The sequence below is a fragment of the Solirubrobacter ginsenosidimutans genome, from assembly GCF_027587205.1.
This window is the reverse complement of record NZ_JAPDOD010000020.1, coordinates 117,138-142,643: the sequence shown is the minus strand read 5'-3', so window position 1 is coordinate 142,643 and position 25,506 is coordinate 117,138. Positions and strand designations below refer to the sequence as shown.

At 71.9% G+C, this 25,506-nt stretch carries 19 protein-coding genes; 7 read left to right on the top strand and 12 right to left on the bottom strand.

Annotated features, from left to right (window positions below; genetic code table 11):
* Nucleotides 1-8 precede the first annotated feature (8 nt).
* From OM076_RS21075 to OM076_RS21060, 4 genes are all read right to left on the bottom strand, one after another.
* Complete coding sequence (locus tag OM076_RS21075; protein ID WP_270042049.1) at nt 9-1,202, bottom strand: PucR family transcriptional regulator; 1,194 nt, start codon at nt 1,200-1,202, stop codon at nt 9-11.
* Nucleotides 1,203-1,287: 85 nt separating this feature from the next.
* Nucleotides 1,288-1,662, bottom strand: coding sequence for a P-II family nitrogen regulator (locus tag OM076_RS21070; RefSeq protein WP_270042031.1), 375 nt, complete (start codon nt 1,660-1,662; stop codon nt 1,288-1,290).
* Nucleotides 1,659-3,134, bottom strand: coding sequence for an ammonium transporter (locus tag OM076_RS21065; RefSeq protein ID WP_270042030.1), 1,476 nt, complete (start codon nt 3,132-3,134; stop codon nt 1,659-1,661). Before OM076_RS21065 ends, OM076_RS21070 begins: the two co-directional genes overlap by 4 nt.
* A 52-nt stretch (nt 3,135-3,186) precedes the next feature.
* On the bottom strand, nt 3,187-5,577 hold the full coding sequence (locus tag OM076_RS21060) for a SpoIIE family protein phosphatase (protein WP_270042029.1): 2,391 nt from the start codon (nt 5,575-5,577) through the stop codon (nt 3,187-3,189).
* Between the two features lie 81 nt (nt 5,578-5,658).
* Here OM076_RS21060 and OM076_RS21055 point away from each other — a divergent pair, with 81 nt between their 5' ends.
* Nucleotides 5,659-6,780, top strand: a complete 1,122-nt coding sequence (locus OM076_RS21055; RefSeq protein WP_270042028.1) for a sensor histidine kinase — start codon at nt 5,659-5,661, stop codon at nt 6,778-6,780.
* A gap of 105 nt (nt 6,781-6,885) precedes the next feature.
* Nucleotides 6,886-9,036: a glutamine synthetase III family protein gene (locus OM076_RS21050; RefSeq protein WP_270042027.1), complete on the top strand. Its 2,151-nt coding sequence runs from the start codon at nt 6,886-6,888 to the stop codon at nt 9,034-9,036.
* Between the two features lie 456 nt (nt 9,037-9,492).
* On the opposite strand, the gene OM076_RS46220 is transcribed toward OM076_RS21050, so the two are convergent.
* From OM076_RS46220 to OM076_RS21020, 6 genes are all read right to left on the bottom strand, one after another.
* The gene (locus tag OM076_RS46220) at nt 9,493-10,770 is read right to left on the bottom strand and encodes an SGNH hydrolase domain-containing protein (protein WP_270042026.1); all 1,278 of its coding nucleotides are present in this window, start codon (nt 10,768-10,770) and stop codon (nt 9,493-9,495) included.
* 67 nt (nt 10,771-10,837) lie between these two features.
* Nucleotides 10,838-11,467: a hypothetical protein gene (locus OM076_RS21040; protein ID WP_270042025.1), complete on the bottom strand. Its 630-nt coding sequence runs from the start codon at nt 11,465-11,467 to the stop codon at nt 10,838-10,840.
* A 189-nt stretch (nt 11,468-11,656) separates the two neighbouring features.
* Complete coding sequence (locus tag OM076_RS21035) at nt 11,657-12,523, bottom strand: DUF1963 domain-containing protein (protein WP_270042024.1); 867 nt, start codon at nt 12,521-12,523, stop codon at nt 11,657-11,659.
* Between the two features lie 207 nt (nt 12,524-12,730).
* Nucleotides 12,731-13,381 carry a response regulator gene (locus OM076_RS21030; RefSeq protein ID WP_270042023.1) on the bottom strand — a complete coding sequence of 217 codons (651 nt, stop codon included), beginning with the start codon at nt 13,379-13,381 and terminating at the stop codon, nt 12,731-12,733.
* Nucleotides 13,378-14,610 carry a sensor histidine kinase gene (locus OM076_RS21025; protein ID WP_270042022.1) on the bottom strand — a complete coding sequence of 411 codons (1,233 nt, stop codon included), beginning with the start codon at nt 14,608-14,610 and terminating at the stop codon, nt 13,378-13,380. The genes OM076_RS21030 and OM076_RS21025 overlap by 4 nt, the downstream gene beginning before the upstream one ends.
* Nucleotides 14,592-15,632: a PspC domain-containing protein gene (locus OM076_RS21020; RefSeq protein WP_270042021.1), complete on the bottom strand. Its 1,041-nt coding sequence runs from the start codon at nt 15,630-15,632 to the stop codon at nt 14,592-14,594. The genes OM076_RS21025 and OM076_RS21020 overlap by 19 nt, the downstream gene beginning before the upstream one ends.
* A 100-nt stretch (nt 15,633-15,732) precedes the next feature.
* Here OM076_RS21020 and OM076_RS21015 point away from each other — a divergent pair, with 100 nt between their 5' ends.
* On the top strand, nt 15,733-16,506 hold the full coding sequence (locus OM076_RS21015; RefSeq protein ID WP_270042020.1) for an NAD-dependent epimerase/dehydratase family protein: 774 nt from the start codon (nt 15,733-15,735) through the stop codon (nt 16,504-16,506).
* The gene (locus tag OM076_RS21010; protein WP_270042019.1) at nt 16,503-17,585 is read left to right on the top strand and encodes a carboxylate-amine ligase; all 1,083 of its coding nucleotides are present in this window, start codon (nt 16,503-16,505) and stop codon (nt 17,583-17,585) included. Before OM076_RS21015 ends, OM076_RS21010 begins: the two co-directional genes overlap by 4 nt.
* Here the strand turns inward: OM076_RS21010 and OM076_RS21005 are convergent.
* Together OM076_RS21005 and OM076_RS21000 are read right to left on the bottom strand one after the other, a co-directional pair.
* Nucleotides 17,582-18,559, bottom strand: a complete 978-nt coding sequence (locus OM076_RS21005) for a dienelactone hydrolase family protein (RefSeq protein ID WP_270042018.1) — start codon at nt 18,557-18,559, stop codon at nt 17,582-17,584. The genes OM076_RS21010 and OM076_RS21005 overlap by 4 nt on opposite strands.
* A 57-nt stretch (nt 18,560-18,616) precedes the next feature.
* Complete coding sequence (locus tag OM076_RS21000; protein WP_270042017.1) at nt 18,617-19,072, bottom strand: GbsR/MarR family transcriptional regulator; 456 nt, start codon at nt 19,070-19,072, stop codon at nt 18,617-18,619.
* 54 nt (nt 19,073-19,126) lie between these two features.
* Here OM076_RS21000 and OM076_RS20995 point away from each other — a divergent pair, with 54 nt between their 5' ends.
* The 3 genes from OM076_RS20995 (at nt 19,127) to OM076_RS20985 (ending at nt 25,466) form a co-directional block, all read left to right on the top strand.
* The gene (locus OM076_RS20995; RefSeq protein ID WP_270042016.1) at nt 19,127-19,984 is read left to right on the top strand and encodes an ABC transporter ATP-binding protein; all 858 of its coding nucleotides are present in this window, start codon (nt 19,127-19,129) and stop codon (nt 19,982-19,984) included.
* Nucleotides 19,981-21,555 carry an ABC transporter permease gene (locus OM076_RS20990; protein ID WP_270042015.1) on the top strand — a complete coding sequence of 525 codons (1,575 nt, stop codon included), beginning with the start codon at nt 19,981-19,983 and terminating at the stop codon, nt 21,553-21,555. The genes OM076_RS20995 and OM076_RS20990 overlap by 4 nt, the downstream gene beginning before the upstream one ends.
* 374 nt (nt 21,556-21,929) lie before the next feature.
* Nucleotides 21,930-25,466 carry a methionine synthase gene (locus tag OM076_RS20985; RefSeq protein WP_270042014.1) on the top strand — a complete coding sequence of 1,179 codons (3,537 nt, stop codon included), beginning with the start codon at nt 21,930-21,932 and terminating at the stop codon, nt 25,464-25,466.
* Nucleotides 25,467-25,506 lie beyond the last annotated feature (40 nt).

Genomic DNA, 25,506 nt, shown 5'->3' with positions numbered 1-25,506 from the left:
GGTTCGGCCTACCTATGCAAACGAGGAGCGATGATCCGGTAGGCCTTCAAGCCGAGGCCCAGCCGTTCACGATCCTCCGACAGCAGAGGGTCCAGGCCCGTCAGCTCCTTCACCCGCTCCAGGCGGTACGCGACCGTGTGCCGGTGCGCGTAGATCGCCGAGGCGGTCGCGTTCATGTTGCAGTTGCGCTCCAGGTACGCCGACAGCGTCCCCACGAGGTCCGTCGAATACTGGCCGTCGTAGGCCACCAGCGGCGCGACGGTGTCGTCGTAGAAGGACCGCACCTCCTCGGGGTGCGAGGCCAGCACGCGGAACAACAGGCGGTACGTACCGGTGCCGATGTCCTCGTCGATCGGGACGTCTGAACGGCGCAGGACGTCGAGCACGAGCTCGGCCTCCTGGATCGCGCGCCCGAGGTCACCCACGTCGGCGTAGAAGGACGACACGCCCACGGTCCCGTGGCGCTGCAGCCGCGCCGCCAGACGGCGCGCCGCGGTCAGCGTGGCCGAGGCGTCCGCCCCGCCGACGGCCGGCAGCAGCGCGTAGACCCGCCCTGAGCCTCCGCCGCCGTCCATGTGCTGGGCGAGCGCGCCCGGGTGCTCCCCCGCGATCGTCGCGACCACGTGCCGCGGGCGATCCGAGGAGAGCTCCGCGCACAGCGCCACCGCCCCGCGCGAGAGATCGCAGCCCAAGCGCGCGGCACGACGCAGGACCTCGTCGGGCTCCAGGTCATCACGTCCGCGCAGCTCCTCCAGGAAGGACCCGCGCAGGTTCTGCTCGACCTCGAGCCGCGCCTCTTCGACGGCGACCTCGGTCAGGCAGGCCACGGCGGCGACGTGCAGGAACTCCATCGCGTCGGGAGCCGGCTCGTCGTCTGAGAGCAGCAGGACCGCGCCCAACTGCTCGTCACCTGTGGCGATCGGCACCTCGGCCGCCACACCCGGCGGCACGGCGGCCGCCCGGGCACGCGCCCGCTCGCCGACGTACCGGCGCAGCCCCGCGAGATCGGCAACGGCTCCGGAGGCCGCCGCCGCGCCCAGGCGCGGAACGACGATCGCCACGACCCCACCGGTCTCCGACGCGGCCAGCGCGGCCACGCCTTCGAGACCATCACCGCTCAGGACCGCGTCCACCATCCGCAAGTGCACGGCCCTCACCCGCTCCATCACGGTGGTTCCGCGATCTTCCGGCTGGACCTCCATCGCCACGTTCAATACGCCTCCTTCACTGGGCGGGGCGGCTGTGGTGGGCCGCCCCGCTCAAATCCGCCTTATGGCCAGGGTGCCTCTAAGAGGCCGCCTGCGCGGCGACCCCTGGGTGTGCCTGCAGGGTCTCTTCGCCGGACTCGCCCGTGCGAATCCGGTAGGCCTCCTCGACCGGCAGGACGAACACCTTGCCGTCGCCGATGGAGCCGGTGCGAGCGTGCTTGAGGATCGCGTCGACGACCGTCTGCACGTCACCGCTGGCGACCACGCACTCGATCTTGACCTTCGGCCGCAGCCAGTTGGTCAGCTCGGCGCCGCGATAGCGCTCGGTGATGCCCTTCTGGCGCCCCGATCCCTTGACCTCGGAGATCGACAGGGACGGGAACCCCAGCTCGAGCAGCTCCATGCGGATCGGCTCGAATGCCTCGTGTCGGATGAATGCCTCGATCTTCTTCATGCGGGAACCTCACGGGTCGTGGCCGCGGGCGACTGACCGAGTCCGACCGGCGTGGCGGCCGGTGCGTACCCGACCAGTTCCGGAGCCGGGATGAATTGCTCCGGGTAGCCGTACATGCCGTGCTCGGAAATGTCCAGTCCGGCGTCCTCTTCCTCGGCGCTGACGCGCAGCCCGTAGGTCTTCTTGATGAGGAAGAAGGTGAGGTAGGAACAGCTGAACACGAAGGCGAACGCGGCGAGGACGCCGACGATCTGGTCGAACAGCTGCGTGAACGAGCCGGTGTAGAAGAGGCCGCCCTCGCCCACCCCGTTCTTCGCGGCTAGGCGCGGCGCCGTGAAGAGCCCGCAGGAGATCGTGCCCCAGATGCCGGCCAGACCGTGCGCGGAGAGCGCGCCGACCGGGTCGTCGATGTACTTGTCGATCGCCAGCACGCCGACGACGACGATGACGCCCGCGATGCCGCCGATGATCGGCGCCGCCCACAGCTCGACGTAGCCCGACGGGGCCGTGATCGCCACGAGCGCGGCGATCGCGCCGTTGCCGGCCATGCCGATGTCGATCCGCTTGGTCTTGAAGTACATCATCGCGACGGCGGTGATCACGCCCGCGGCGGCCGCGAGGTTGGTGACCATCGCGATCTCCGGGAAGCGCCCGTCGAGCGCGTTCAGGCCGGACCCCGGGTTGAAGCCGAACCAGCCGAGCCACAGGATCAGCACGCCGAGACCGAACAGCGGCATGTTGTGGCCGGGAATGGCACGCGGCTTGCCGTCAGGACCGTACTTGCCGCGGCGTGCGCCGAGCAGCAGCAGCGCGGCGAACGCGCCGGTGGCACCCATGAGGTGGACCACGGTCGAACCGGCGAAGTCCTGCATGTGGAAACTCGTGGCGAGCCAGCCGCCGCCGAAGATCCAGTGGGCGCCGATCGGGTAGATGATCGACGAGAACACGATCGCGTAGATCACGTAGACGCCGAACTTGATCCGCTCGAGCGTGGTGCCCCAGACGATCGCGAGCGAGACCGCGGCGAACACGAACTGGAAGAACCAGAGCGTCTCGACGGTGATCGTGCCCTGCGCGACGTCGACGAGCGGGAAGTTCTTGCCGGCGTCCACGCCGGCCAGGAAGAAGCCGCTTGTGCCGATGAACTGGTTGCCCTCGCCGAAGGCAAAAGCGAAGCCCACGGCGTAGAAGCAGATGGCGCAGATCGAGAAGTTGACCAGGATCTTCGCGACCACGGTGCCGGCGTTCTTTCCACGTGAGAAGCCGATCTCCAGGAAGGCGAAGCCCGCCTGCATGAACATCACCAGGATGCCGGCTACGAGCACCCAGACGGAGTTGAGCCCGACCTCAAGCGGCAGCTTGCCGTCGTTGGCCAGCTGAAGTGTCTTGCCATCGGCCAGCGCTGCTGTGGGCAGCGCCATGAGTGCGAGCAATCCGGCACCCGCACCGGCGGCCCAACGGGTCCTACGCATCCATCCTCCTCTGTCAAACAGCATCGAGGAGCATGCTCGCTGGAGGCCTATCTCACGGCATTGTCCCGGTGTCGAAGATTCGATCCGCGCCGTTGTCCCTGCGGTCGAGCGCCGGCTCTGACACCTGTACAACCAGTACGGCGACGTCGTCGCGGTTGACGCCGCCACCGGCCGCGATGGCGCTGGCGAGGCAGGCCTGGGCGGTCTGCTCGGCGGTGTCGGTGTGCACCCGCGCCAGGAGCGTCCCCACCTCCGCGGTGGTGAGCGTGTGCTGCGGAGCGGCGGCCTCGGTGAGGCCGTCGGTGTAGAGCAGGAGCGTGTCGCCGGGCTCCAGGTCGACCTCGCTGTCGGCGATGTCCGGATCGTCGACCACGCCGAGCAGCGTGCCCGCGCAGGGCAGCTCGCGCGGCCGGCCCGCGGCGTCCAGCACCACCGGCGGCGGGTGCCCGCCGCAGGCCGCGCGCAGCCGGAACCCGCCGCCCGGGCGGGGTGTCAGGCGCGCGAAGATCGCGGTCAGGAACTGCCCCGGCCGGCTCTCGTCCAGCACGGCGCGGTTGAGCGCCTCCAGGACAGCCGCGGGGGACTCGTGCGCGTGCGCGGCGGCGCGCACGGTGTGGCGCGCGAGGGCGGTCAGCGCGGCCGCGTCGACGCCCTTGCCGCAGACGTCGCCGATCGCCACGCCCCACGCGTTCTCGCCGATCGCGAACGCGTCATAGAAGTCCCCGCCCACCTCGACGCCCTTCGCCCCCGCCTCCAGGCGCCCGGCGATGTCCAACCCCGGGATCTCGGGGAGCGCGCGCGGGAGCAGCGACTGCTGCAGCGTCTGGGAGACGGTGTGCTCGCGCTCGTAGAGCTGGGCGCGGGCGATCGCGATCGCGGTCTGGGCCGCGAGCGCGTTGAGCAGCCCGCGCTCGTCGGCGTCGAACTCGATCGGGCGGGCGTACCCGAGCGAGAGCACGCCGAGCGTGCGCCCGTAGGCGACGAGCGGGAGCGACGCGTACGCGCCGGCACGCGGATACGGCGTGCCGGCGAGCCCGGGATAGCGCTCCAGCAGCGTGGCCTCGGCGGAGATGAAGATGGCCGTGGCGGTGCGGGCGGCGTCGGTCGCGGGCATCCGCTCCGCCAGCGAGAGCCTGCCCCAGCGCCCGCGCGCGCCGTCGTCGAGACCCTGGTCGCTGACGATCTCCAGCTCGTAGCGGTCGGCGTCGAGCAGCAGCAGGACGGCGGCCTCGGCATCCAGCGCGCCGCGCGCCTGCTCGATCGCCACCGCCGCGACGTCTGAGACCGTGACCGCGCTGGCCAGCGCCGAGGTCGCGTCCTGCAGGCGCTCGCGCGCGTTCTCCGCGCGCCGGCGGGCGGTCACGTCGCTCATCGCCTTGCCGACCGCGAGCAGCTCGCCGCGATCGTCGCGGACCGGGAAGTAATTGGCCTCGAAGCGGCGGCCGTGCAATGCGACGTCGACATCGAGGATCGGCTCGCCGGTCTCCACCACCTGCCGCAGCGCGCGCTCGACGTCGTTCTGGCCCGTGACCTCGCCGGCGGTGCGGCCGAGATGCTCGGCGGCGGGCACCTGGTTCATCCGCGCCAGCGCCTCGTTGACGCGCAGGAAGCGCAGGTCGAGATCGAGGAAGGCGATGCCCAGCGGCGAGTCGCGGAAGACCGCGTCGAGCTCGGCGAGGTGGCGCTCGGTGGCACGCTCGAGGCGCTCCGCGCTGACGTTGAACGCCTGCGCGAGCTCCGCCGTCTCCGGTGGGCCGTCCTCGGGCAGGCGGGTCTGGAAGCGGCCGGCGCCAAGCTCGCGGGCGAACTTCTGCAGCCGGTTGACGGGGACGACGATCGCGCGGTGGGCGGCGAAGGCCAGCACCGCGATCAGCACCAGCAGGACCACGAGGCCACCGATCGCGATCCGGGTCGCGCGCGTGCGCAGGTGCTTGCTGTCGGCGCGCAGCTGCATCTGCTGGGCGCGCTTGGTCGCGGCGAAGCTCGTCAGGGCGGAGCGGAACGCGCTCAGGCGGACGTCGCTCTGCCGCGCGGCCGCCGCAGGATCGGCGCGTGGGTCGGCGACCACGCCGGCGAGAAACGCGGCGTACTCCGCGGCCTGGCGGTTGATCTCGGTCACCCGCGCCCGCTCCGGCGCGCCCGTCTGCGAGGCGAGCAGCCTCCGCGAGGCGGCGGGCACCGCCGCGCGCGAGTGCTCGAACGCCTCGCGCTGCACGTCGTCGCGCGTCACGACGAACCCGCGTGCGCTGCTCTCCATCTCCAGCGCGAGCCGTTCGAGCGTCGCCGCCGCGTTGACCCCGTCGGTGACCGAGCGGCCCTTCTTCGCCAGGCTGGTCTGGTCCGAGAGGCCGTTGAGCAGAACGCCGAATGTGATCAGCGAAACCAGCGCGATCAGCCCCGCGGCGCCGAGCACGCGGAATCGGAGGCCCAGAGGTCGGCGCACGCGGCGCACTCTACGAGCTTGTTGACGACACGTGGGGGGTTGCCGGGTGCCCCCGCGACTGGCAGGATCGCGCCGGGAGGCTTGCCCATACCGCCATCTGCACCAATTCCCGGCGGCGCCGAAGCCGCCCACGCCGAGCGGCTGTTCGCGCTGTCCCAGGATCTGTTGGGCGCCGCCGACGCGAACGGCTACCTGCGCTGGGTCAACGCCGCGTGGGAACGCACGACCGGCTGGACGCCGGCCGAGCTCTACGCGCGCCCGTACCTGGACTTCATGCACCCCGAGGACCGCGACAAGGTGATGGCGTTCGCGCTGGCGCTCGAGCACACGCACCGGGGCGAGAGCGGGCAGGTCGAGGCGCGGGCGCTGTGCAAGGACGGCTCGTTCCGCTGGTTTCGCTGCAGCGCGGCGGTGGCGATCGAGGGCCCGGAGCCGCTCGTCTACCTGTCGGCGATGGACGTCACCGACCTGCACGAGGCGGTCGAGCAGCTGGCGGGCGAGCGGACGCGATCGGTGCGCCGTACGGCCGAGCTCGAGCGCTCAAACGCCGAGCTCGAGCGCTTCGCGGGCGTCGTCTCGCATGACCTGCGCCAGTCGCTGACCGCGGTCTCGGGGTTCCTGGCGCTGCTGGAGAGCCGCTTCGGCGGCGAGTTGCCGGAGGGCGCGGGCGGGCTCCTGCTGCTCGCGCGCGAGAGCTCGGAGCGGATGCACTCGCTCGTCGACGACCTGCTCGCGTACGCGCGCGTCGGACATTCGGGCCGCGACCCGGAGCGCGTGGACGTCGGCGAGCTCGTCCACCGGCTCGCCCCGACCGCCGCCGCGGGCGCCGTGCTGGAGATCGGCGAGCTGCCGGTGGTTCTCGCGCGCCCGCGCGAGTTCGAGCAACTGCTGGCCAATCTGATCTCCAACGGGGTCAAGTTCGTCGCGCCCGACGTCAAGCCGCGCGTGAGCGTCGTCGCGATGCCCGACGGGGCGGCGTGGCGCTTCGAGATCGCCGACAACGGCATCGGCGTCGCCGCGCCGCACGCGCAGCGGATCTTCGGCATGTTCGCCCGCTCCCCCGCGGGCGAGCAGTATCCGGGCACCGGGATCGGGCTCGCGATCGCCCAGAAAGTCGTGGAAGCGGCGGGCGGGCGGATCTGGGTGAAGCCGCGCGAGGGTGGGGGTAGCGTGTTCTGCTTCACGTGGCCCGGGCTCACGTGAGTCGAACGCGAAGCCCGTCTCTTTGGACACGTGGACAAAGAGCCGTGTCGCGCGCCCGCCTAGGGTAAGGCGCGCTGTCTCGATCCTGAGGAGGATTCCGCCCGAATGCCGTCCCGCACCCGTACGCCAAATGTCGCCGCCGCCCAATGGAGCCCCAACGGCGGCGCCCTTGGCCAGGCGGACCTGACCCAGCCCAGCGCCAACGTCTACGGCGAGAACGTCTTCTCGATCGCCGTTCAGCGTCAGCGCCTGCCCAAGGGCGTCTTCAAGCAGCTCGAAGCGACGATCGCCAAGGGCGAGCCGCTCGAGTCCTCGCTCGCCGACGCCGTCGCCTCGGCGATGCGCGAGTGGGCGATGGAGCGCGGGGCGACGCATTACACGCACTGGTTCCAGCCGCTCACCAACACGACGGCCGAGAAGCACGACTCCTTCTACGGCCCGACCGGCGACGGCAACGCGCTCGCCGAGTTCTCCGGCAAGGAGCTCATCCAGGGCGAGCCGGACGCGTCCTCGTTCCCGAGCGGCGGCCTGCGCTCGACGTTCGAGGCCCGCGGCTACACGGCGTGGGACCCGTCCTCGCCGGCGTTCCTGCTCGAGAACCCCAACGGCGCGCTGCTCTGCATCCCGACGGCGTTCACCTCGTGGTCGGGCGAGGCGCTGGACAACAAGATCCCGCTGCTGCGCTCGATGGACGCGCTCTCAAAGTCCGCCGTCCACGCGCTCTCGATCCTCGGTGAGCCCGCCGAGCACGTCTTCACGACGGTCGGTCCGGAGCAGGAGTACTTCCTGATCGACGAGCAGTACTACTTCGAGCGTCCTGACCTGGTCATCACCGGGCGCACCCTCTTCGGCGCGAAGCCGCCGAAGGGCCAGGAGCTCGACGACCACTACTTCGGCTCGATCCCCGAGCGCGTACTCGCGTGCATGATGGAGACCGAGTCCGAGCTCGCCCGCCTCGGCGTGCCGATCAAGACCCGCCACAACGAGGTCGCGCCGGCGCAGTACGAGGTCGCACCGATCTTCGAGAACTCCAACGTCGGCTCAGATCACCAGCAGCTGACGATGCAGATCATGCAGAACGTCGCCCGCCGCTACGGGCTCGTCTGCCTCCTGCACGAGAAGCCCTTCGCCGGCATCAACGGCTCCGGCAAGCACAACAACTGGTCGATGGGCACCGACACGGGCATCAACCTGCTCGACCCGGGCGCCACCCCGCACGAGAACCTGCTCTTCCTGTTCTTCTGCTCGGCGGTCATCCAGGGCGTCAACAAGCACCAGCAGCTGCTGCGCGCCTCGGTCGCCAACGCCGGGCAGGACCACCGCCTGGGCGCCAACGAGGCCCCGCCGGCGATCATCTCGATCTTCCTCGGCGCCGACCTCGAGAAGGCGTTCCTGGCGATCGAGTCCGGCAGCGGCGACGCCGCCACCCCGCAGGCGTACCTGGAGATGGGCGCCTCGGTGCTCCCGCGCCTGCCGCTGGCCGGCGGCGACCGCAACCGCACCTCGCCGTTCGCCTTCACCGGCAACAAGTTCGAGTTCCGCGCCCTCGGCTCGTCGATGGCGCTCTCGATGCCCAACACCGTCCTGAACACGATCATCGCCGAGGCGATCGACGACCTCGCCGCCAAGCTCGCGGGCAAGACCAGTGACGGCGTCTCGATCGAAGAGGCCGTGCTGGACGTCGTCAAGGCCAACTGGGTCGAGAACAAGCGGATCGTCTTCTCCGGCGACAACTACTCGCAGGAGTGGCACGACGAGGCCGAGACCCGCGGCCTGGCCAACCTGCGCCAGAGCCCGGACGCGCTGCCCTGGTACGTCGCCCCGAGCACCGTCGCGGTCTTCGAGAAGTACGAGGTGCTCTCCGAGCGCGAGCTCGAGTCCCGCTACGAGGTCGCGGTCGAGCAGTACATCACCACGCTGAACATCGAGGCCGAGACCGCCGCGACGATCGCCCGCACGATGCTCCTGCCCGCCGCCGTCCGCTGGCTCGAGACGCTGCAGAAGGTGGGCATCGCCAAGCTGCTCGACGAGACCGCCGGCCTGGTCGACGAGTTCGTCGACCGGATCTTCGTCCTGGAGGCCGCGAACCGCGACCACCCGGAGGACGGCGAGCTCATCGACGAGGCCAAGTACGTCCAGACCACCGTCTTCGAGGCGATGGGCAGCGTCCGCGAGATCGCCGACAAGCTCGAGCGCATCGTCCCGGACGACCTCTGGCCGCTCCCGAAGTACTCGGAGATCCTCTTCATCAAGTAACCCCGCTCCGGCACCGGCGCGGTACCCGGAAGCCCTGCCCTTGCGGCAGGGCTTCTGTCGTTCTACGTACTGCGCGGCTTCGTCGCGGCCGCGAGGCGCGCCTTGGCGGCGGCCTCAGCCGCGACGATGCTCGCCGTCACGGCGGCGGCGTCGACGGTGGGCGAGGCGGCGGCGGCCTGCCGGGCTCGCTCGGCGGCGGCCGTGCTCGCGACCTGCGCCGCGTCGAACGCCTGCGGTGTCGTCTCGCGCGGGTCTTCCTGTCCACTCCGGGTCCGGTCGGTCCGCTCCGGCGGAACGTTCGTCTTCCGGTTGGGCTCCGGCCATTCTCCGCGCTGAGCGCCATGGATGGTCGTATTCAGCGGATCTGCTCCGTGTGTTCGCAGTGAAGGCCCGACCTACGACCTGGCTACAGCATCCCTGATCCGGGGCGCCCGCGCCACCCGCGGGACGAATTCGTCAGCCGATCGCGCGCAGGACGAACGGGCCGAGGGTGGTCGAGAACGCGCGGGTGATGTGGCTGCCGTCCTTGCGGACGAGCACGCCTCCGATCACCGACGGGCATTTGGTTGCGTCGCACATGTACTTGGTGAAATCGAGCACCTTGACGCGGCCTCCCGCCGCCTTGCTCTGAGGGTCGGGGAGGAGCTTGGTCGCGCGTGGGAGTGCGCAGGTCGTGCCGATCGAGAGCTTCGCGCGCAGGCGGCGGCTCACGCAGCCGTTCTCCGGGCCGAAGGTCTCGGGCGTGGCGCGGATGACGAAGATCCGGCGGACGCTCGACGGCAGCGCGCGCAGGGCCTCACGGGCGCCCTCGGCCGGGTCGCGGGTGAAGTCGGCGCTCGCGCGGGCGGCGACGAACACGGTGTGGATCTCGTGATGGTCGGCGAGGAACTGGCGCAGCTGACCCTGCCAGCGGTGGCACTCGTCGGAGTCTTTGTCCGTACGCAGCTTCGCGCCGGCGGTGTTGTAGGGACAGCCCGAGCGGGTGATCGAGATGCCGCGCCAGCGCTTGGACTGGGCGACCACCTCCAGCGCCGCGCGCCAGTGCTCGGCGTGGCTGTCGCCGATCACGGCGAACGTCGCGCGGGCGCGGTCCGGGGCGACGCCGAAGTAGCACGGGTAGACCAGGCCATGCGGCTTGTAGGGCGCGCAGGGCGCGTTGGGGGTGAGCAGCGCGTCGCTCGGGGTCGGGGTGACGACCTTGCGCAGCGCCGCGTTGGTGCACGGGTGGGCGGGGTCGCGCGCGGCGGCGCCGAAGCAGTCGGGCACGGCGAGCAGGCGCGCTCGGGCGGTGGCCTCCGGGATCGCGTCGGTGCCGCCGTCCCAGGTCGACAGGACCGACCACTTGAAGGGACCGAACGGCAGGCCGGCGTCGACGGGCGTGAACGCGGCCGTGAACGTGCCGTCGGCGTAGCTCTCCGTCGAGACCACGCGGGTCGCCTTGCCGGGCGGGTCGAGCGGGACGCGGCGCAGGATCGGCGTGCCGTGGGCGGTCGCCGCGACGCACAGGGCAGCCTTCGTGGTCCCGTATCTGACCGTCAGGCACAGGGCTCGTGGGCCTCGGTGGTCGAGCTGCTGCGGCTTCCACTCGCCGCGGGTCTTGATCGTCAGCGTGAGGTTGGTGCCGTCCTGGCCGAGCGAGGCGGATGCCAGGTCAAGCGGGCCCGCCTGCGGGTTGGCCGGCGACTCGTACACGGCGGGCGCCGGGTTCCATGGCGGAGGTGGAGCCTCGAACACGGGTCCGGCACCCTACACGGACCGGATTCCGGAGCCCGCACGGTCGCGGGCTCCGGGCGCGGGGACGCTAGGGGACGAGCAGCTCTTTGAGCCGCTCGCCGCCCGATTGCGGGGTGGCCGGCGGCGGCGTCTCGTCGGGCGACTCGGCCAGCGGCGAGTCGTCGGCGCCGGCGACCGGCGACTCGTCGACCGGGTCGGCGACGGGCGAATCGTCCACCGGGGCCGGGTCGCCGTGCAAGCTCGAGTTGCGCTCGTAGGCGGCGATCGCGTCGCGGACGTACGCCTCGCCGAACTGGTCCGGCGTCAGCGGCGCGTGGGCCGGCGATTGCGCCTCGGCGGTCGCCGGCGCCGGTGCGGCGGCGGTGTCCGCGGTCGTGTCGGCCGCCGCGGCGGTGCCGGAGCTGCCCGCCAGCGCCGCGTCACGCTTGAGCGCGGACGTGCGCAGCGCGTCCATGACGTGGTCGTACTGGTTGACCGACGTGCGGTCGGCCGCCGGGTTCCACGGGTTGCGATCGGCCTTCGGCGCGGGAACCAGCTGGTCGACCGACTTCATCGCCACGCCGTTCGGCCCGAGCCGCGTCGCGACCTCGAAGTCCTGCTGGGTCAGGGCCGCCGTCGAGCTCGTATGGCGGGCGGTGCCGCTGGCGAGCGGCCCGAGGCTGCGCTCGTCGTCGACGACCTTCTGGATGCTGTTCACCCGTTCGACGACAGGGCTGGTGCTGCTGGTCGGCCAATCCCGTTCCGGCCACTTGGGGCTTGCGGCGCCCCCTACGGTCATGCTCATCGTGTTCGGTCGCTCCTGGGTCTTCTGACGAAGATCCCACCGAGGACCTGCCCCTTGAATCGGCACGGTCCGCTCATGCGCTGAGCGGACTCGACAGATGGTCTACGCGCTGTCGAAGGTGCCGCAGACGCGATCGAAGCGCCCGGCGCGCAGATCCGCGGGCGAGATCAGCAGTTGGAGCCGGCCGGCATCGGCGACCTCGAACCCGAAGTCGTCGTCGGGGCCCATCGTGAAGAGGTGCCGCCAGGTGTCCTTCGGCCGCTCGGCGCGCGCCGAGCAGGCATCCCCACCGTTGGGCGCAACCGAGTAACCGAGCAGCTTGGTCTCGACGAACGGCTTCCCGTAGAGCGCCTCCTGGAAGCTGAACCACCCGTCGAAGCCACCCGCGGGCTTCACGTCCTCGAGCGGCGGCATCAGGTGGTCGGAGTCGAGCGCGAAATCCGGAATGCCCGGGCGCTCCGCGAAGCGCAGCGTGACCGGCTTCAGGCGCATGACCGTCCCGCCGCCGGGCGCGACCGTGCGCTTCAAGCGCGCCCCCGGGCGGGCGTACAGCACAGCGGAGCAGTCACCCGCCCACATCCCGTACTCGGTCTCACCCTCCTCGAACTCGACCCAGGTGAAGAACAAGAGGGTCCCGCCGAGGCGCCGGAGCTCGCCCGCCCCGCTCGGCAGATCGCTCACACGCACCTGCGCCAGGAAGCTCTGCGGCTTGCCCTTGCAGCGCGGCCACTTCACCCCCACCGGAAGGTCGGGATCGCCGCCGAGCCGCGACGTTCCGAGAACGCCCGGCAAGCGCCCCGTCCCCGCCGGACGGAAGAACTCCGTCGGCCGCGACGCGGCGACCAGTTGGTCGGCGATCGCTCCGTAGCCGTGGGCCTTCGCGATCTTGCCCACGTCGCGCGCCGACGCGGGCGCGGCGACGGTCAGTGCGAGCAGTACGGACAGGATCCCGGTAGTGCGAAGGCGCATGGCGCGCAAATGTAGAGGATCGCCCGCGAAAATTTCCCAAAGAAATTGCTCAAGTCCTCGAAATGCGTGCCGATACAGGGTGTGAGCCCGCCCGCAACTCTCGTCCACAACAGACCCCCTCCTCCCATCGGATGAGGCTTTGCGAGCGGGCTCGCCTCCCCTCAAATAGACCCCGATGTACGACCCCGCCCCCGGGGTCGTACGTCGTTAAGGCTCCTCGCCGGTCACGAGCCCGCGGGTCGCCGCCCAGTGCGAGACCTCATGCCGGGAGGTGAGCTGGAGCTTGCGCAGGACAGCGCCGACGTGGGACTCGACCGTGCGGTCGCTGATCCCCAGCCGCAGCGCGATCCGCTTGTACGAGTAGCCCCGGGCGAGGTGATGCAGGACCTCGCGCTCGCGCGGCGTCAACGCCTCCAGCTCGGATGGCGTCCTGGCCGCCGCCGGCGCCGAGAACGCCTGCAGCACGAACGCCGCCAGCCGCGGGCTGAACGACGCCTCGCCGGCCGCCACGGTCGCGATCGCGGTCAGCAGCTCGTCGGTGTCGATCGTCTTGGTGACGTACCCCAGCGCGCCCGCGCGGATCATCGGCACGACGTCCTCGGCCGCGTCGGACACGGAGAGCGCGAGCACCTTCGGCCCCGCCCCGCCGAGCGCCGCCAGCACCGCGACGCCGCCGCCGTCGGGGAGGTGCACGTCGAGCAGGACCACGTCGGGCGCGGTGGCGGCGATCACGGCGAGCGCCTCGGCGGGCGTCGCCGCCTCGCCCACGACGTCGTGATGTGCGGAGAGCTCGGCGCGCACGCCCGCGCGGAACAGGTGATGGTCGTCGACGACGACGATCCGCAGCCGCGGCGTCATCCGACCACCCCGATCCGCAGCGCCACTTCCGTTCCCTCGCCAGGTCGCGTCTCGACCACCGCGGACCCGCCCACGGCGGCCATCCGCCCGACGATCGAATCACGCACGCCGCGCCGCTCGGTCGGCACGGCCGACAACTCGAACCCCGGCCCCTCGTCGCGCACGAACACCTCCGCGCCGTCGGCGCTCGCCTGGCAGAACACGAAGACCGGCGCGCCGGGAGCGTGCCGCGCGGCGTTGCGCAGCGCCTCGCGCGCGGCCGCGGCCAGCGCCTCGGTCGGCCGGTCAAGGCGCCGGTCGCCGAGCACGGTCAATTCGACCAGCGCGCCCGCGTCGTCCTCGACCTCGGCGACCGCGGCGCGCAAGGCGGCGCCGAGCGTCTCCGATCCGAGCTCGACCTCCCCCGCCATCCACGCCCGCAACTCGTGCTCCTGGCGGCGCGCGAGCCGAGCGACCGCCGCCGGGTCGTGCGCCTGACGCTGGACGAGCGCCAGCGTCTGCAGCACGGAGTCGTGCAGATGCGCGGCGACGCGGCGCCGCTCGTCCTCCCGCGCGTCGTCGACCCGTACGCGGTCGGCGCGCGCGAAGCCGGCGATCAGCAGCGGCGTGATCACGAACGCCAGCGCGCCCGCCCCGAGCACGACGAGCACGAACAGATCGCCGCCGTTGGCGCCGGCGAAGCCGAGCGCGAGGATGGCGGAGAGCCCGACCAGCGCCAGCCCGGCGACCGCGCGCCAGGGCGCGGGCGTGTCGGGCGTACCGCTGATCCGCTGCCAGGGCGTGAGCCCCGAAGGGCCGAGCCGTACCCGCAGATCCTCGGCGACGAGCACGAGCCCGCCCATCGCGGCGAGCGCGACGATCGAGAGCGGCAGCAGCGCGCGCACCAGGTCCGACAGGCCGTAGAGGTAGCGGTTGTCGCCGAGGTAGCCCGTCAACGCGATCAGCGCGACCGGAAAGGCGGCGACGATCGCCCCGAGGAGCAGTGCCGGATGGCGGCGCGCCGCCGCAAGCCCGCGCGGCACCAGGACGAACAGCGCGAGCACGGCGCCCGCGCCGGCCAGCGCCAGCGGCGCCGTCGCGCCCCCGTCGCCCAACGCCAGCGCCAGCGCGCCGACGAGCAGCACGCCCGCGATCGCGGTGACGCGCCCGACCGGGTCGGCGAGGAACCCGCGGGCGGGCCGTGGCAGCTCGAGCGTCGCCTCGCCGGTCTCTAGCGCTTCGCCGTGCACGGTCCACCCATCAGCCGGTCGATGCGCTCCTTGGAGCGCTGCTGCACCTTGCGGCGCGCGCGCCAGTCGCGCAGCATCGTCTTCGCCGCGCCTCGCGACACACCGGTCGTGTCCGGCCGATCCTCGACGTAGACGGGATAGCCCGGCCAGTCGGGTTGGTAGTCGGGGTTGACGTCGTCCGGGTAGTCGCGCACGACGAGTTCGCCTCCGGCCGAGGAGAAGTCCACCGTCAGCGTCGGTCCGAGCCGCCGCGCGGGCGGCTCCGGGTCGCCGGGGGAACGGCCGAAGACCCTGGTCGACGGGGTGCCGAGGTTGCCGTCGCCGACGAAGACCGCGCCGAGCCGCAGCAGCGCCGGCGCGTCGTGCTGGACCACTCTCACCTGCACGCACCGATCGTGGGGGAGCGCGATGAGCGTGCGCCGCACGCCGGCCTCGATCTTGAGGGGGATCACGCCCGCGGTCGGCAGCACGGTGCGTCGCAGGTCGACGGTGAGCAGGCCCAGGCCGCTGCGGACCGGCGCCCGCGGCAACTCCCCGAGCGACCGCGGAGCGATCGTCTCCGCGGACGTGCTCGGCTGGACCCGCACGCCACCCACGGCCATCGCCACCGACGGCAGCACGAGCGCGCCCACCGGCAGCAGCGCCCAGGCCGGGCCGAGCCGCGTCCAGCCCGCCAGCGTCCCGACCAGCACGGCCGCCGCCAGCGCCACGACCACCCACCCGAAGCCGAAGACCGTGGCGATCGCACCCGCCCCCGCCAGGGTGGTCAGCCCCAGAAGCGCCCCGCAGGCCTGGGCCAGCAGGACGATGCCCCGCTGCCCGCCGCTCTCGTCATCGGCCGGCAGGATCAGCCAAGCCGCGACGTAGGCCAGGATTCCGAGTCCCACCGCCAAGGCGGCGAACCCGAACAGGAGCCGCACGCGGGCCACGGGAACGCCCCAGCGCGCGGCGAGCCCGGCACACACGCCGCCGAGCCAACGGCCATGGCGGAGTCGCGTGGTGGGGGCGGGCACGTCGTTCATCGCCATCCATTGTCGGAGGCGTCATGCAGGTTCACCAGTCGTGATTGTCCGGAGCCGTCTCCGGGATCCCCCGGAGACGCGCTCTGGTAGACACGACCCGATGGAGCCACGACGCGTGCTCATGACGGGCGCCTGCGGAACCATCGCCACGGTCCTGCGCCCCGCGTTGCGGGCGGGCCTGGAGGAGCTGCGGCTCTCCGATCTGCGCGCCCCGGAAAGCCTTGTCGCGCCCGAGACGTCGGCGCTCGCGGACCTCACGGACTTCGACGCGGTGCAGCGCGCGGTCGACGGCGTCGACGCGGTGATCCACCTCGGGGCGGTGTCGACCGAAGCGGCGTTCGAGGTCATCGCCGGCCCGAACCTCCACGGCGCCTACCACGTCTTTGAGGCCTGCCGGCGCGCCAACGTGCGGCGCATCGTCTATGCGAGCTCCACCCACGCGTCCGGCATGTACCCGGTGGGCGTGCCGCTCGACGGGTCCCAGCGCCCGCGTCCGGACGGCCTGTACGGCGCGTCGAAGGTCTACGGCGAGGCGCTCGGCAGCATGTACGCCGATCGCTTCGGGCTGAGCGTCGTCTGCCTGCGGATCGGCGCGTTTCAGGCGAAGCCCCGCGAGCTCCGCGAGCTCTCCACGTGGCTCAGCCACGCCGACGCGATCCGGCTCGTGCGCGCCGCGCTTACCGCCGACGACGTGCGCTTCGCGATCGTGTACGGCGCCTCGGCCAACACGCGTCGCTGGTGGCCGCCGGACCGATCGGTCGGGTTCGTGCCTGAGGACGACGCCGAGGTCCACGCCGACGGGCTCGACGGCGAGGACTACCCGTGGCAGGCCGGAGCGCATGCGGCGCGCGACCACGGCGGTTGGGCGACATGAACGCCGACACCCTGCGGGCGCGCTTCGACGCGCCGGACGAGCTCGGGATCGGCATCGAGGAGGAGCTGTTCCTGCTCGACCCGGAGACGCTCGACCTGCTGCCGCGGGCGCGCGAGGTGCTCGAGCGCGTCGATGGCGACGCCCGCTTCAAGCTCGAGATGCCGGCCGCGCAGCTGGAGATCGTCACGCCGCCGTGTCCCGACGTCGCGTCCGCCGTCGCCTCGCTGGCCGCCGCGCGCCGCGACCTGGCCGCCGCGGCCGCGCCGATCGGGCGCCTGATGACCGCGGGCGCGCATCCCTTCGCGGACGAGCTCGGCGTGCTGACCGACGACCCGCGCTACGTCCGCACGCTCGCCGAGTACGGGGAGCGCGCCCGCCGGCAGCTGGTCTCCGGCCTGCACCTGCACGTCTCGTTGGGTGGCGCGGACCGCACGCTGGCGGTCTACAACGCCATGCGCTCGTTCCTGCCCGAGCTGGCCGCGCTGGCGGCCAACGCGCCGTTGTACGCGGGCCGCGACACCGGCTTGGCCTCGATCCGGCCCACGATCGCGGTCTATCTCCAGCGCCAGGGCGTGCCGCCGGCGATCCCGAGCTGGGAGTGGATGGCGGACGCGCTCAGCTGGGGCGAGGTGTCAGACACCGTGCCGGACCCGCGCAAGTGGTGGTTCGAGCTGCGCCTGCACGCGACCTATGGCACGCTCGAGCTGCGGGTGCCGGACGCGCAGTCGAGCATCGACGACCTGCATGGGGTCGCGGCGTTCGCGTGTGGCCTGATCCACTGGCTGGCCGGCCGCTTCGACGCGGGCGAGACGCTCCCGGTCGCCGACGACTGGCGGATCGAGGAGAACCGCTGGGCGGCGATGCGCGACGGCGTCACCGGCACGCTCGCCGATCTGGAGACCGGCGAGCGGGTGAACACGCGCGAGGTGCTGCTGGCCCGCCTGGCCTCGCTCCCGGACGCCCCCGGCCTGGAACACACCCGCGCGCTCGTGCGCTCCAACGGCGCGATCCGCACGCGGGCGGTCGCCGCGGACGCGGGGGTCCGCGGCGTCGCCGCATGGCTGGCCGATCGCTTCTAGCGGCGCCCGTGGTCGTGGTCGTCGTCGTCGCGCGCGTCGTCGAACCAGCCGACCACGCGGCGCCACGCCTCCCCGGCCGCCTGCACTTGGAAGCGCGCGCCGGTGTCGTTGAAGAAGGCGTGGTCGGCCTCGTTGAAGGTCAGCAGCTCGTAGTCCAGCCGCGCGTCGTCGAGCGCCGCCTTGGCCGCCGGCATCGTGCCGTTCACGCGCGCGTCGAGCCCGCCGTAGACGCCGAGCACCGCCGCCTTGTTGCCCTTCAGGCTCACGCCGGGCGTCGTCGGGAACGGCCCGTAGAACGGCGCCGCCGCTGACAATCGCGGTTCCTTGGCGGCGAGCAGCCGCCAGATCATCCCGCCGCCGAAACAGAAGCCGATCGCGCCGAGCGAGCTCTTGCGCGGCAGCCGCTTGGCGAGCTCGGTGACCGCGGCCTTCATGTCGTTGTCGAAGCGTTCCGGGGTCGTGCCGGAGATCTCCGAGAGCTTGGCGGCGACCTCGGCCTCGCCGGGGAACGCGCCCGTGCCGCCCTCCTCGGAGAGCAGGTCGAGCGCGAGCGCGGAGTACCCGCTCGCGGCGAAGCGGCCCGCGACGGTGCGGATGTGCTCGGTCAAGCCGCGGTTCTCGTGGATGACGAGGACGCCGCCGCGCGGCGTGGTCGCGGGCGCCCAGGCCGCCATCAGCGTGCCGTTGGGCCCGGCGAACGTGATCGACTCGCGCGGGACCGGCGCCCAGGTCGAGGTGGCCGACTCCGGCGCATGGCCGTGGCCGTGGCCGTGACCCGGCCCGCCGCCGCCGTCATGTCCGCCGCCGTGCCCTCCTCCGCCTTTTGCGGCCGCCTCGGCCGCGATCATCGCCGACGCCGCCGTGGCGCTCACGCCCAGCAATCCGAGCCGCCGGATCGCCTCCCGCCGCGTGATGATCCCGTCGACGTGGTCCTCGGCGACCTCTTCCGCCAGGTACTGCTGAAGCTCCGTCATCCGGCCTCCCCTGTTCGAGAACGTCTGAACGCCCTACGCAGGGTGCCACATGAGAGTTCAAGGAGAACGCTGCTCGCGCCAGCGTGTCAGCAGGGCGGGCATCTCGATCGCGAGGAACTCGAAGAACGACGCCGTGTCGCGCAGACGCCGCCCGGCGGGCGTGTCGGGGCCGACCGCGTCGATGCCGTCGAGAACCGCGCGCTCCCAGCGGGTGAGCAACGGCTCGCGGCGGACGATCGCCTCGTACCACTGGTCGTCGTGGAGCCGATAGACGTCCTTGCGCGAGCCGGGCTCGCGCTCGCGGCTGATCAGGCTGACCTGCGTCAGGTAGCGGACCGCACCCGAGATCGCGGCGGGGCTGACCTGGAGACGCTCGGCGAGCTCCACCGAGGTGAGCCGGCCGCTGTCGGTGGCGAGCAGCAGCGCGAACACGCGCGAGGGCATGCGCGGCATGCCCGCGTCCACCAGCACGGACGCGAAGCGCTCGACGAAACGAGAGACCTCCTCGGTCACCTCACAGACTTTACAAGCTTCAGAACTTTCACGTTTTCGTGTAGGTTGTGAACCGTGTCCGCGATCTCCGTCTCCGGCCTCGTCAAGACCTTCGGTTCGACGCGCGCGCTGGACAGGCTGGACCTGGAGGTCGCCGAGGGCGAGGTGCATGGCTTTCTCGGGCCCAACGGGGCGGGCAAGTCGACCACGATCCGCGTGCTGCTCGGTCTGTTGCGCGCCGACAGCGGCAGCGCGGTTCTGCTCGGCGGCGATCCGTGGAGCGAGGCGACGGCGCTCCACCGCCGCCTCGCCTATGTGCCGGGGGACGTCACGCTGTGGCCGAACCTCAGCGGCGGCGAGACGATCGACCTCCTGGCACGCCTTCGCGGCGGCTTGGACGAGACGCGGCGGGCGGAGCTGCTGGAGCGCTTCGAGCTCGACCCGACCAAGAAGGGCCGCGCCTACTCCAAGGGCAACCGCCAGAAGGTCGCGCTCGTCGCCGCGCTGGCCTCCGACGTCGAGCTGCTGATCCTCGACGAGCCGACCTCGGGCCTGGACCCGTTGATGGAGGAGGTCTTCCGCGCGTGCGTGGCCGACGAGCGCCGCCGCGGCCGCACCGTGCTGCTCTCCAGCCACATCCTCTCCGAGGTCGAAGCCCTGTGCGACCGCGTGACGATCATCCGCTCCGGCCGCACGGTCGAGACCGGCACGCTCGCGAGCCTGCGCCACCTGACCCAGATCACGATCGAGGCCGAGACCGCCGACGGCGAGCACGTCGTCGAGCAGGTCTCGCCGGGCGAGCTGCAGGCGACGCTCGAGAAGCTCGTGCGCGTGGGCGTCAAGTCGCTCGTGAGTCGCCCGCCGACGCTCGAAGAACTGTTCCTGCGCCACTACGAGACCCCCGAACAGGCCGGGAAGGAACCCGTGCCGTGACCGCGCTCACCGGCACGCGCATCCTCGTCGGCCTCGCGCTCCGGCGCGACCGGGTCATGATCCCCGCGTGGGTGCTCGGGCTCGGGGCCGCGGTCGCGGTCACCGCCTCGTCCTACTCGTCGCTCTACGCCACGGAGTCCTCGCGGCGCGAGGTCGTCCAGACGCTCGGCACCACACCGGCGACGCTCGCGCTCTACGGGCGCATCTACGCCGACAGCGTCGGCGGGCTCGTCGCGTGGCGCCTCGGCGGGATCGCGCTCGCGCTCGCGGGGCTGATGAGCATCCTGATCGTCGTCCGGCACACGCGCGCGGAGGAGGAGACCGGGCGGGCGGAGCTCGTCGGGGCGGGCGTCGTCGGTCGCCATGCGCCGCTGGCCGCCGCGCTGATCACCGCGGCGTCCGCGAGCCTCGCGCTCGGACTGATCGTCACGCTGGCGGTCGTCGCCAACGGGCTCGCGCTGAGCGGCGCCGCCGCCCTCGGCGCGTCGTTCGCGGCGATCGGGCTGGTGTTCGCGGGCGTCGGCGCGATCGCGGCGCAGGTCGCACAAACCGGTCGCGGCGCGAACGGGCTCGCGGTCGGGGTGCTCGGCGCGTCCTTCGCACTACGCGCGGTGGGTGACGCGGGTCCGCACGCCGTCGCGTGGTTCTCCCCGCTGGGCTGGGGCCAGGCGATCCGCCCGTTCGGCCACGAGCGCTGGTGGCTGCTGCTCGCGCTGCTCGCCCTCGCGGCGGCGGCCGCCGTCGCCGCCGCGCACCTCGCGATCCGGCGCGACCTCGGCGCCGGCATCGTCCCGCCGCGCCCCGGTCCCGCGCGCGGCGCGCTCGCGACCCCGCTCCAGCTGGCCTGGCGTCTCCAGCGCGGCGCGCTCGCCGCCTGGACCGCCGGGTTCGCAATCCTCGGCGCGGCGTTCGGGAGCATCGCCAAGGACATCGGCGACGTGATCGGCGACAGCCCGGAGGTCCGCGATGCGATCAAGCGCCTCGGCGGCGAACGCTCGCTCGCCGACGCCTACCTCGCCGCCACGCTCGGCGTCCTCGCCCTGATCGCCGCCGGCTACGCGATCCAGGCCGTCCTGCGACTCTCGAGCGAGGAGAGCGGCGGGCGCGCGGAGCCGTTGCTCGCGACGTCCGTCTCGCGCACCCGCTGGGCGCTCAGTCACACGGTGATCGCGCTCGCCGGCACCGCGGTCCTGCTCGCGGCCGCCGGTCTGACCGCCGGCCTCGCCCACGCCGCCCAGACAGGGGACGTCGGACAGTTCCCGCGCGTGCTGGGCGCCGCGCTGGCGCAGGTTCCGGCCGCGTGGGTGCTCGCGGGCGTGGCGCTCGCGCTCTTCGGGATCGCCCCGCGGGCGTCCGCCGCCAGCTGGGCCGCGCTCGCCCTCTGCCTCGCGCTCGCGGAGCTCGGCCCGGTGCTCAAGCTCTCCAAGGCCGTCGTCGACCTCTCTCCGTTCGCGCACTCGCCGCAGCTGCCGGGCGGGAGCGTCACCGCCGCGCCGCTCGCGCTCGCGGCGATCGCCGTGGCGCTGGGCGCCGCCGGTCTGGCGGCGCTCCAGCGACGCGACGTCGACTGAGCTTGAATCCGCCGATGATCCGTGGATGACTCGGCGTCGTGGGCCGCGTCCATGGCCGATCGGCCGGGCACCCGCAGGGTGATCCCTTCGGGTTCCGGCCGATCGGTCAGGGGCGGTGCCGACGGCGGCGAGGCGCCGCGGGGATCGGTGGATTCAGGCTGAGGGCACGGGAGCGAGGCCGTCGCATGCGGCCTGCGCTCCACGTCCCTCGTTCCCTCCGCAAACTCGACCGAGCACAACGCTAACCGCGGTCGACAGGCGGGATTCCGTTGCATCTCGCCCGGCCCCAAATTGGCTCCCCAAGCCGCGTCAGCGCGCGAACATCGGCCAACCTTGCCAAACTTGTGTCAAGGTTGCGCTAGCCTATGTCGGTAATGCGCGACTTCCTTGCCGCCACACGTGACCGCGTCGTCGTCTTCGACGGCGGCATGGGCGCGACGCTCGAGCAGTTCGACCTATCCCTCGAGCGCGACTACAAGCTGCCCGGCCGCTGCCATGAGGCGCTGGTGCTCAACCGTCCGGACGTCATCCAGGGCGTGCACGAGTCGATGGTCGAGGCCGGAGCGGAGGTCGTCGAGACCGACACGTTCCAGGCTTCCCGCCTCAAGCTCGACGAGTGGGGCCTGGCACAGCACACGCTCGAGATCAACCGCAAGGCCGCCGAGATCGCCCGCAAGGCGGTCGGCGAGCACCGGTTCGTCGCGGGCTCGATCGGCCCGACCGGCTTCCTCCCCGCGTCCGAGGACCCGTCGCTCGGCCAGATCCGCTTCCGTGAGCTCGTCGAGGTCTTCCGCGAGCAGTCCCAGGGCCTGCTCGAGGGCGGCGTCGACCTCCTGATCGTCGAGACCGCGCAGGACATCCTCGAGGTCAAGGCCGCGATCTTCGGCATGCGCGAAGCGTTCAAGCAGGTCGGCCGCAGCGTGCCGATCCAGGCCTCCATCTCCCTGCTGCCCAACGGCGGCAAGATGCTGCTGGGCACGGACGTCAGCGCCGCGCTCGCGACGCTCGAGGCGCTAAAGGTCGACGTCATCGGCCTCAACTGCTCCACCGGCCCCGAGGACATGCGCGACGCGATCCGCTTCCTCGGCGAGTACTCGCCGCTGCCGGTGCACTGCATCCCGAACGCCGGCATCCCGCACCAGGGGCCGGACGGCGAGACGGTCTTCCCGGAGGAGCCGGGCCCGCTCGCCGAGGCGCTAGGCGAGTTCGTCGAGCGCTACGGCGTCGGCATCGTCGGCGGCTGCTGCGGCACCACGCCGGAGCACATCCGCGCGATCAAGGAGCGCTGCGGCGCCCACGAGATCGGCGCCCGCCCCGCCCCACGCCCGCCGCACGTGTCCTCGATGATCGCCGCCGCCCCGCTCGTGCAGGAGCCGGCGCCCACGATCGTGGGCGAGCGCGTCAACTCGCAGGGCTCGCGCAAGGCCAAGGAGCTGCTGCTCGCCGACGACTACGACGGCCTGTTGCAGGTCGCCGAGGACCAGGTCGAGGGCGGGGCGCACGTGCTCGACCTCTGCGTCGCGCTGACCGAGCGCTCCGACGAGGACGAGCAGATGCGGCGCGTGGCCAAGAAGGTCTCGCTCACCCAGCCCGCGCCGATCCAGGTCGACTCGACCGAGCCCGACGTCATCGCCACCGCGCTGGACCAGATCCCGGGCCGCGCGATCGTCAACTCGGTCAACCTCGAGGCGGGCGAGGACAAGCTCAACACGGTCGTCCCGATCGCGATGGCGCACGGCGCCGCGCTGATCGCGCTGACGATCGACGAGGTCGGCATGGCCAAGACCCGCGAGCGCAAGCTCGAGGTCGCCACGCGGATCGTCGATCTCGTCTGCAAGCAGCACGGGATGGACCCCGAGCTGCTGATCTTCGACGCGCTCACCTTCACGCTCACCACCGGAGACGAGGAGTGGAAGCCGTCGGCGGTCGAGACGATCGAGGGCATCCGGCTGATCAAGCAGGAGCTGCCGGGCGTCAAGACATCCCTGGGCGTCTCCAACGTCTCCTTCGGCATCGGCCTGCCCGCGCGCAGCGTCCTGAACTCCGTCTTCCTGCACCACTGTGTGCAGGCGGGGCTGGACCTCGCGATGGTCAACCCGAACCACATCACGCCCTACGGCGAGATCTCCGAGGAGGAGCGCAAGCTCGCCGACGACCTGGTCTTCAACCGCCGCGACGACGCGCTGGAGATCTTCATCCAGCACTTCGAGGCCAAGGGCCCGGAGGCCGAGGCCGAGGCCGCCGACCCGACGGCCGGCATGGAGCCCGAAGAGGCGCTGCACTGGCACATCCTGCGCCGCAAGCGCGAGGGCGTCGAGGCGCAGATCGACGCCGCGGTCGAGAAGATCGGCGCCGTTCCGACCTTGAACACGGTGCTCCTGCCCGCCATGAAGGAGGTCGGCGACAAGTTCGGCGCCGGCGAGCTGATCCTCCCGTTCGTGCTCCAGAGCGCCGAGGTCATGAAGCGCGCCGTGGCCCAGCTCGAGCAGTACCTCGACAAGCTCGAGGGCTACACCAAGGGCACCGTCGTGCTGGCGACCGTGTTCGGCGACGTGCACGACATCGGCAAGTCGCTGGTCAACACGATCCTGACCAACAACGGCTACACGGTCGTCGACCTCGGCAAGCAGGTGCCGATCTCGACGATCCTCGACGCCGCCAAGGAGCACGACGCGACCGCCATCGGGCTGAGCGCGCTGCTCGTCAGCACGTCCAAGCAGATGCCGCTCGCCGTCCAGGAGCTGCACTCACAGAACCTCGAGTTCCCGGTGCTGCTCGGCGGCGCCGCGATCAACCGCAAGTTCGCGCTGCGGACGCTGTACCCGGAGGGCAAGGAGTCCGACGTCCAGTACGACCCGGGCGTCTTCTACTGCAAGGACGCCTTCGAGGGCCTGGCCGTGATGGACCGCCTGATCGAGCCCGAGCGCCGCGCGGAGATCGTCAAGGAGGTCCGCGAGGCCGCCACCCGCCTGCGCGAGGTGGGCGAGGAGGAAGAGGTCCTCGACACGACCGACGACACCGTCCGCTCCCCCGTCCGCACCGACGTCGAGATCCCCGAGCCGCCCTTCTGGGGCGTGCGCGAGATCGAGGTCGACCGCGACGAGCTCTACACCCACCTCGACACCCACGTGCTGTTCAAGCTGCACTGGGGCGGGCGCGGCGTGAAGGGCGAGGAGTGGCGCAAGCTGCTCGAAGACGACTTCCGCCCGCGGCTGGAGCGGATGTGGGCCGAGTCCGACTACCTGCACCCCCGCGCGCTCCTGGGCTACTTCCCCTGTTACAGCGAGGGCAACGACATCGTCGTGCTCGACCCGGAAGACCGTTCGACGGTGATCGAGCGCTTCACCTGCCCGCGCCAGCCCAAGGGCGACCGCCTCTGCCTCGCCGACTTCTACCAGCCGAAGGACTCCGGCAAGCTCGACGTCGTCGCGCTGCAGACGGTCACGGTCGGCTCCGAGGTCACCGAGATCATGGCCCGCCTGGAGCAGGAGGGCGAGTTCGCCGAGCAGCTCTTCGTCCACGGCCTCGGCGTCCAGACCGCCGAGGGCCTCGCCGAGTGGCTGCACTGGCGCGTCCGCAACGACCTCGGCATCCCGGTCACCCAGGGCCGCCGCTACTCCTGGGGCTACCCGGCCGTGCCCGACCAGTCCGAGCACCTCAAGGTCGAGCGCCTGCTGAACATCTCCCAGATCGGCATGGAGATCTCCGACGGCTACGCGCCGATCCCGGAGCAGTCCACCCTCGCCCTGATCTGCCACCACCCGCAGGCCGGCTACTACGGCATGCGCAACGGCCGCCTGCTGCCCGACGGCTCCCCGGACGACGTGATCCGCGGCACGCCGCGCGACCCTTCGCGCTTCGCGGACGCGGAGACGCTCGACAGCGCCACCCCCGCCGGCGTCACCGGCTAGCCAATCGTCGGAGTGTTCGGCGCACGCTCAGCGAAATAGA

Coding starts and splice junctions, on each gene's coding strand:
- OM076_RS21035 (WP_270042024.1), bottom strand. CDS start 12,523: ATGCGCCTTCGCACTACCGGGATCCTGTCCGTACTGCTCGCACTGACC.
- OM076_RS21065 (WP_270042030.1), bottom strand. CDS start 3,134: ATGCGTAGGACCCGTTGGGCCGCCGGTGCGGGTGCCGGATTGCTCGCA.
- OM076_RS21075 (WP_270042049.1), bottom strand. CDS start 1,202: ATGGAGGTCCAGCCGGAAGATCGCGGAACCACCGTGATGGAGCGGGTG.
- OM076_RS21010 (WP_270042019.1), top strand. CDS start 16,503: ATGAACGCCGACACCCTGCGGGCGCGCTTCGACGCGCCGGACGAGCTC.
- OM076_RS21030 (WP_270042023.1), bottom strand. CDS start 13,381: ATGACGCCGCGGCTGCGGATCGTCGTCGTCGACGACCATCACCTGTTC.
- OM076_RS21005 (WP_270042018.1), bottom strand. CDS start 18,559: ATGACGGAGCTTCAGCAGTACCTGGCGGAAGAGGTCGCCGAGGACCAC.
- OM076_RS21020 (WP_270042021.1), bottom strand. CDS start 15,632: ATGAACGACGTGCCCGCCCCCACCACGCGACTCCGCCATGGCCGTTGG.
- OM076_RS20985 (WP_270042014.1), top strand. CDS start 21,930: ATGCGCGACTTCCTTGCCGCCACACGTGACCGCGTCGTCGTCTTCGAC.
- OM076_RS21015 (WP_270042020.1), top strand. CDS start 15,733: ATGGAGCCACGACGCGTGCTCATGACGGGCGCCTGCGGAACCATCGCC.
- OM076_RS21050 (WP_270042027.1), top strand. CDS start 6,886: ATGCCGTCCCGCACCCGTACGCCAAATGTCGCCGCCGCCCAATGGAGC.
- OM076_RS21070 (WP_270042031.1), bottom strand. CDS start 1,662: ATGAAGAAGATCGAGGCATTCATCCGACACGAGGCATTCGAGCCGATC.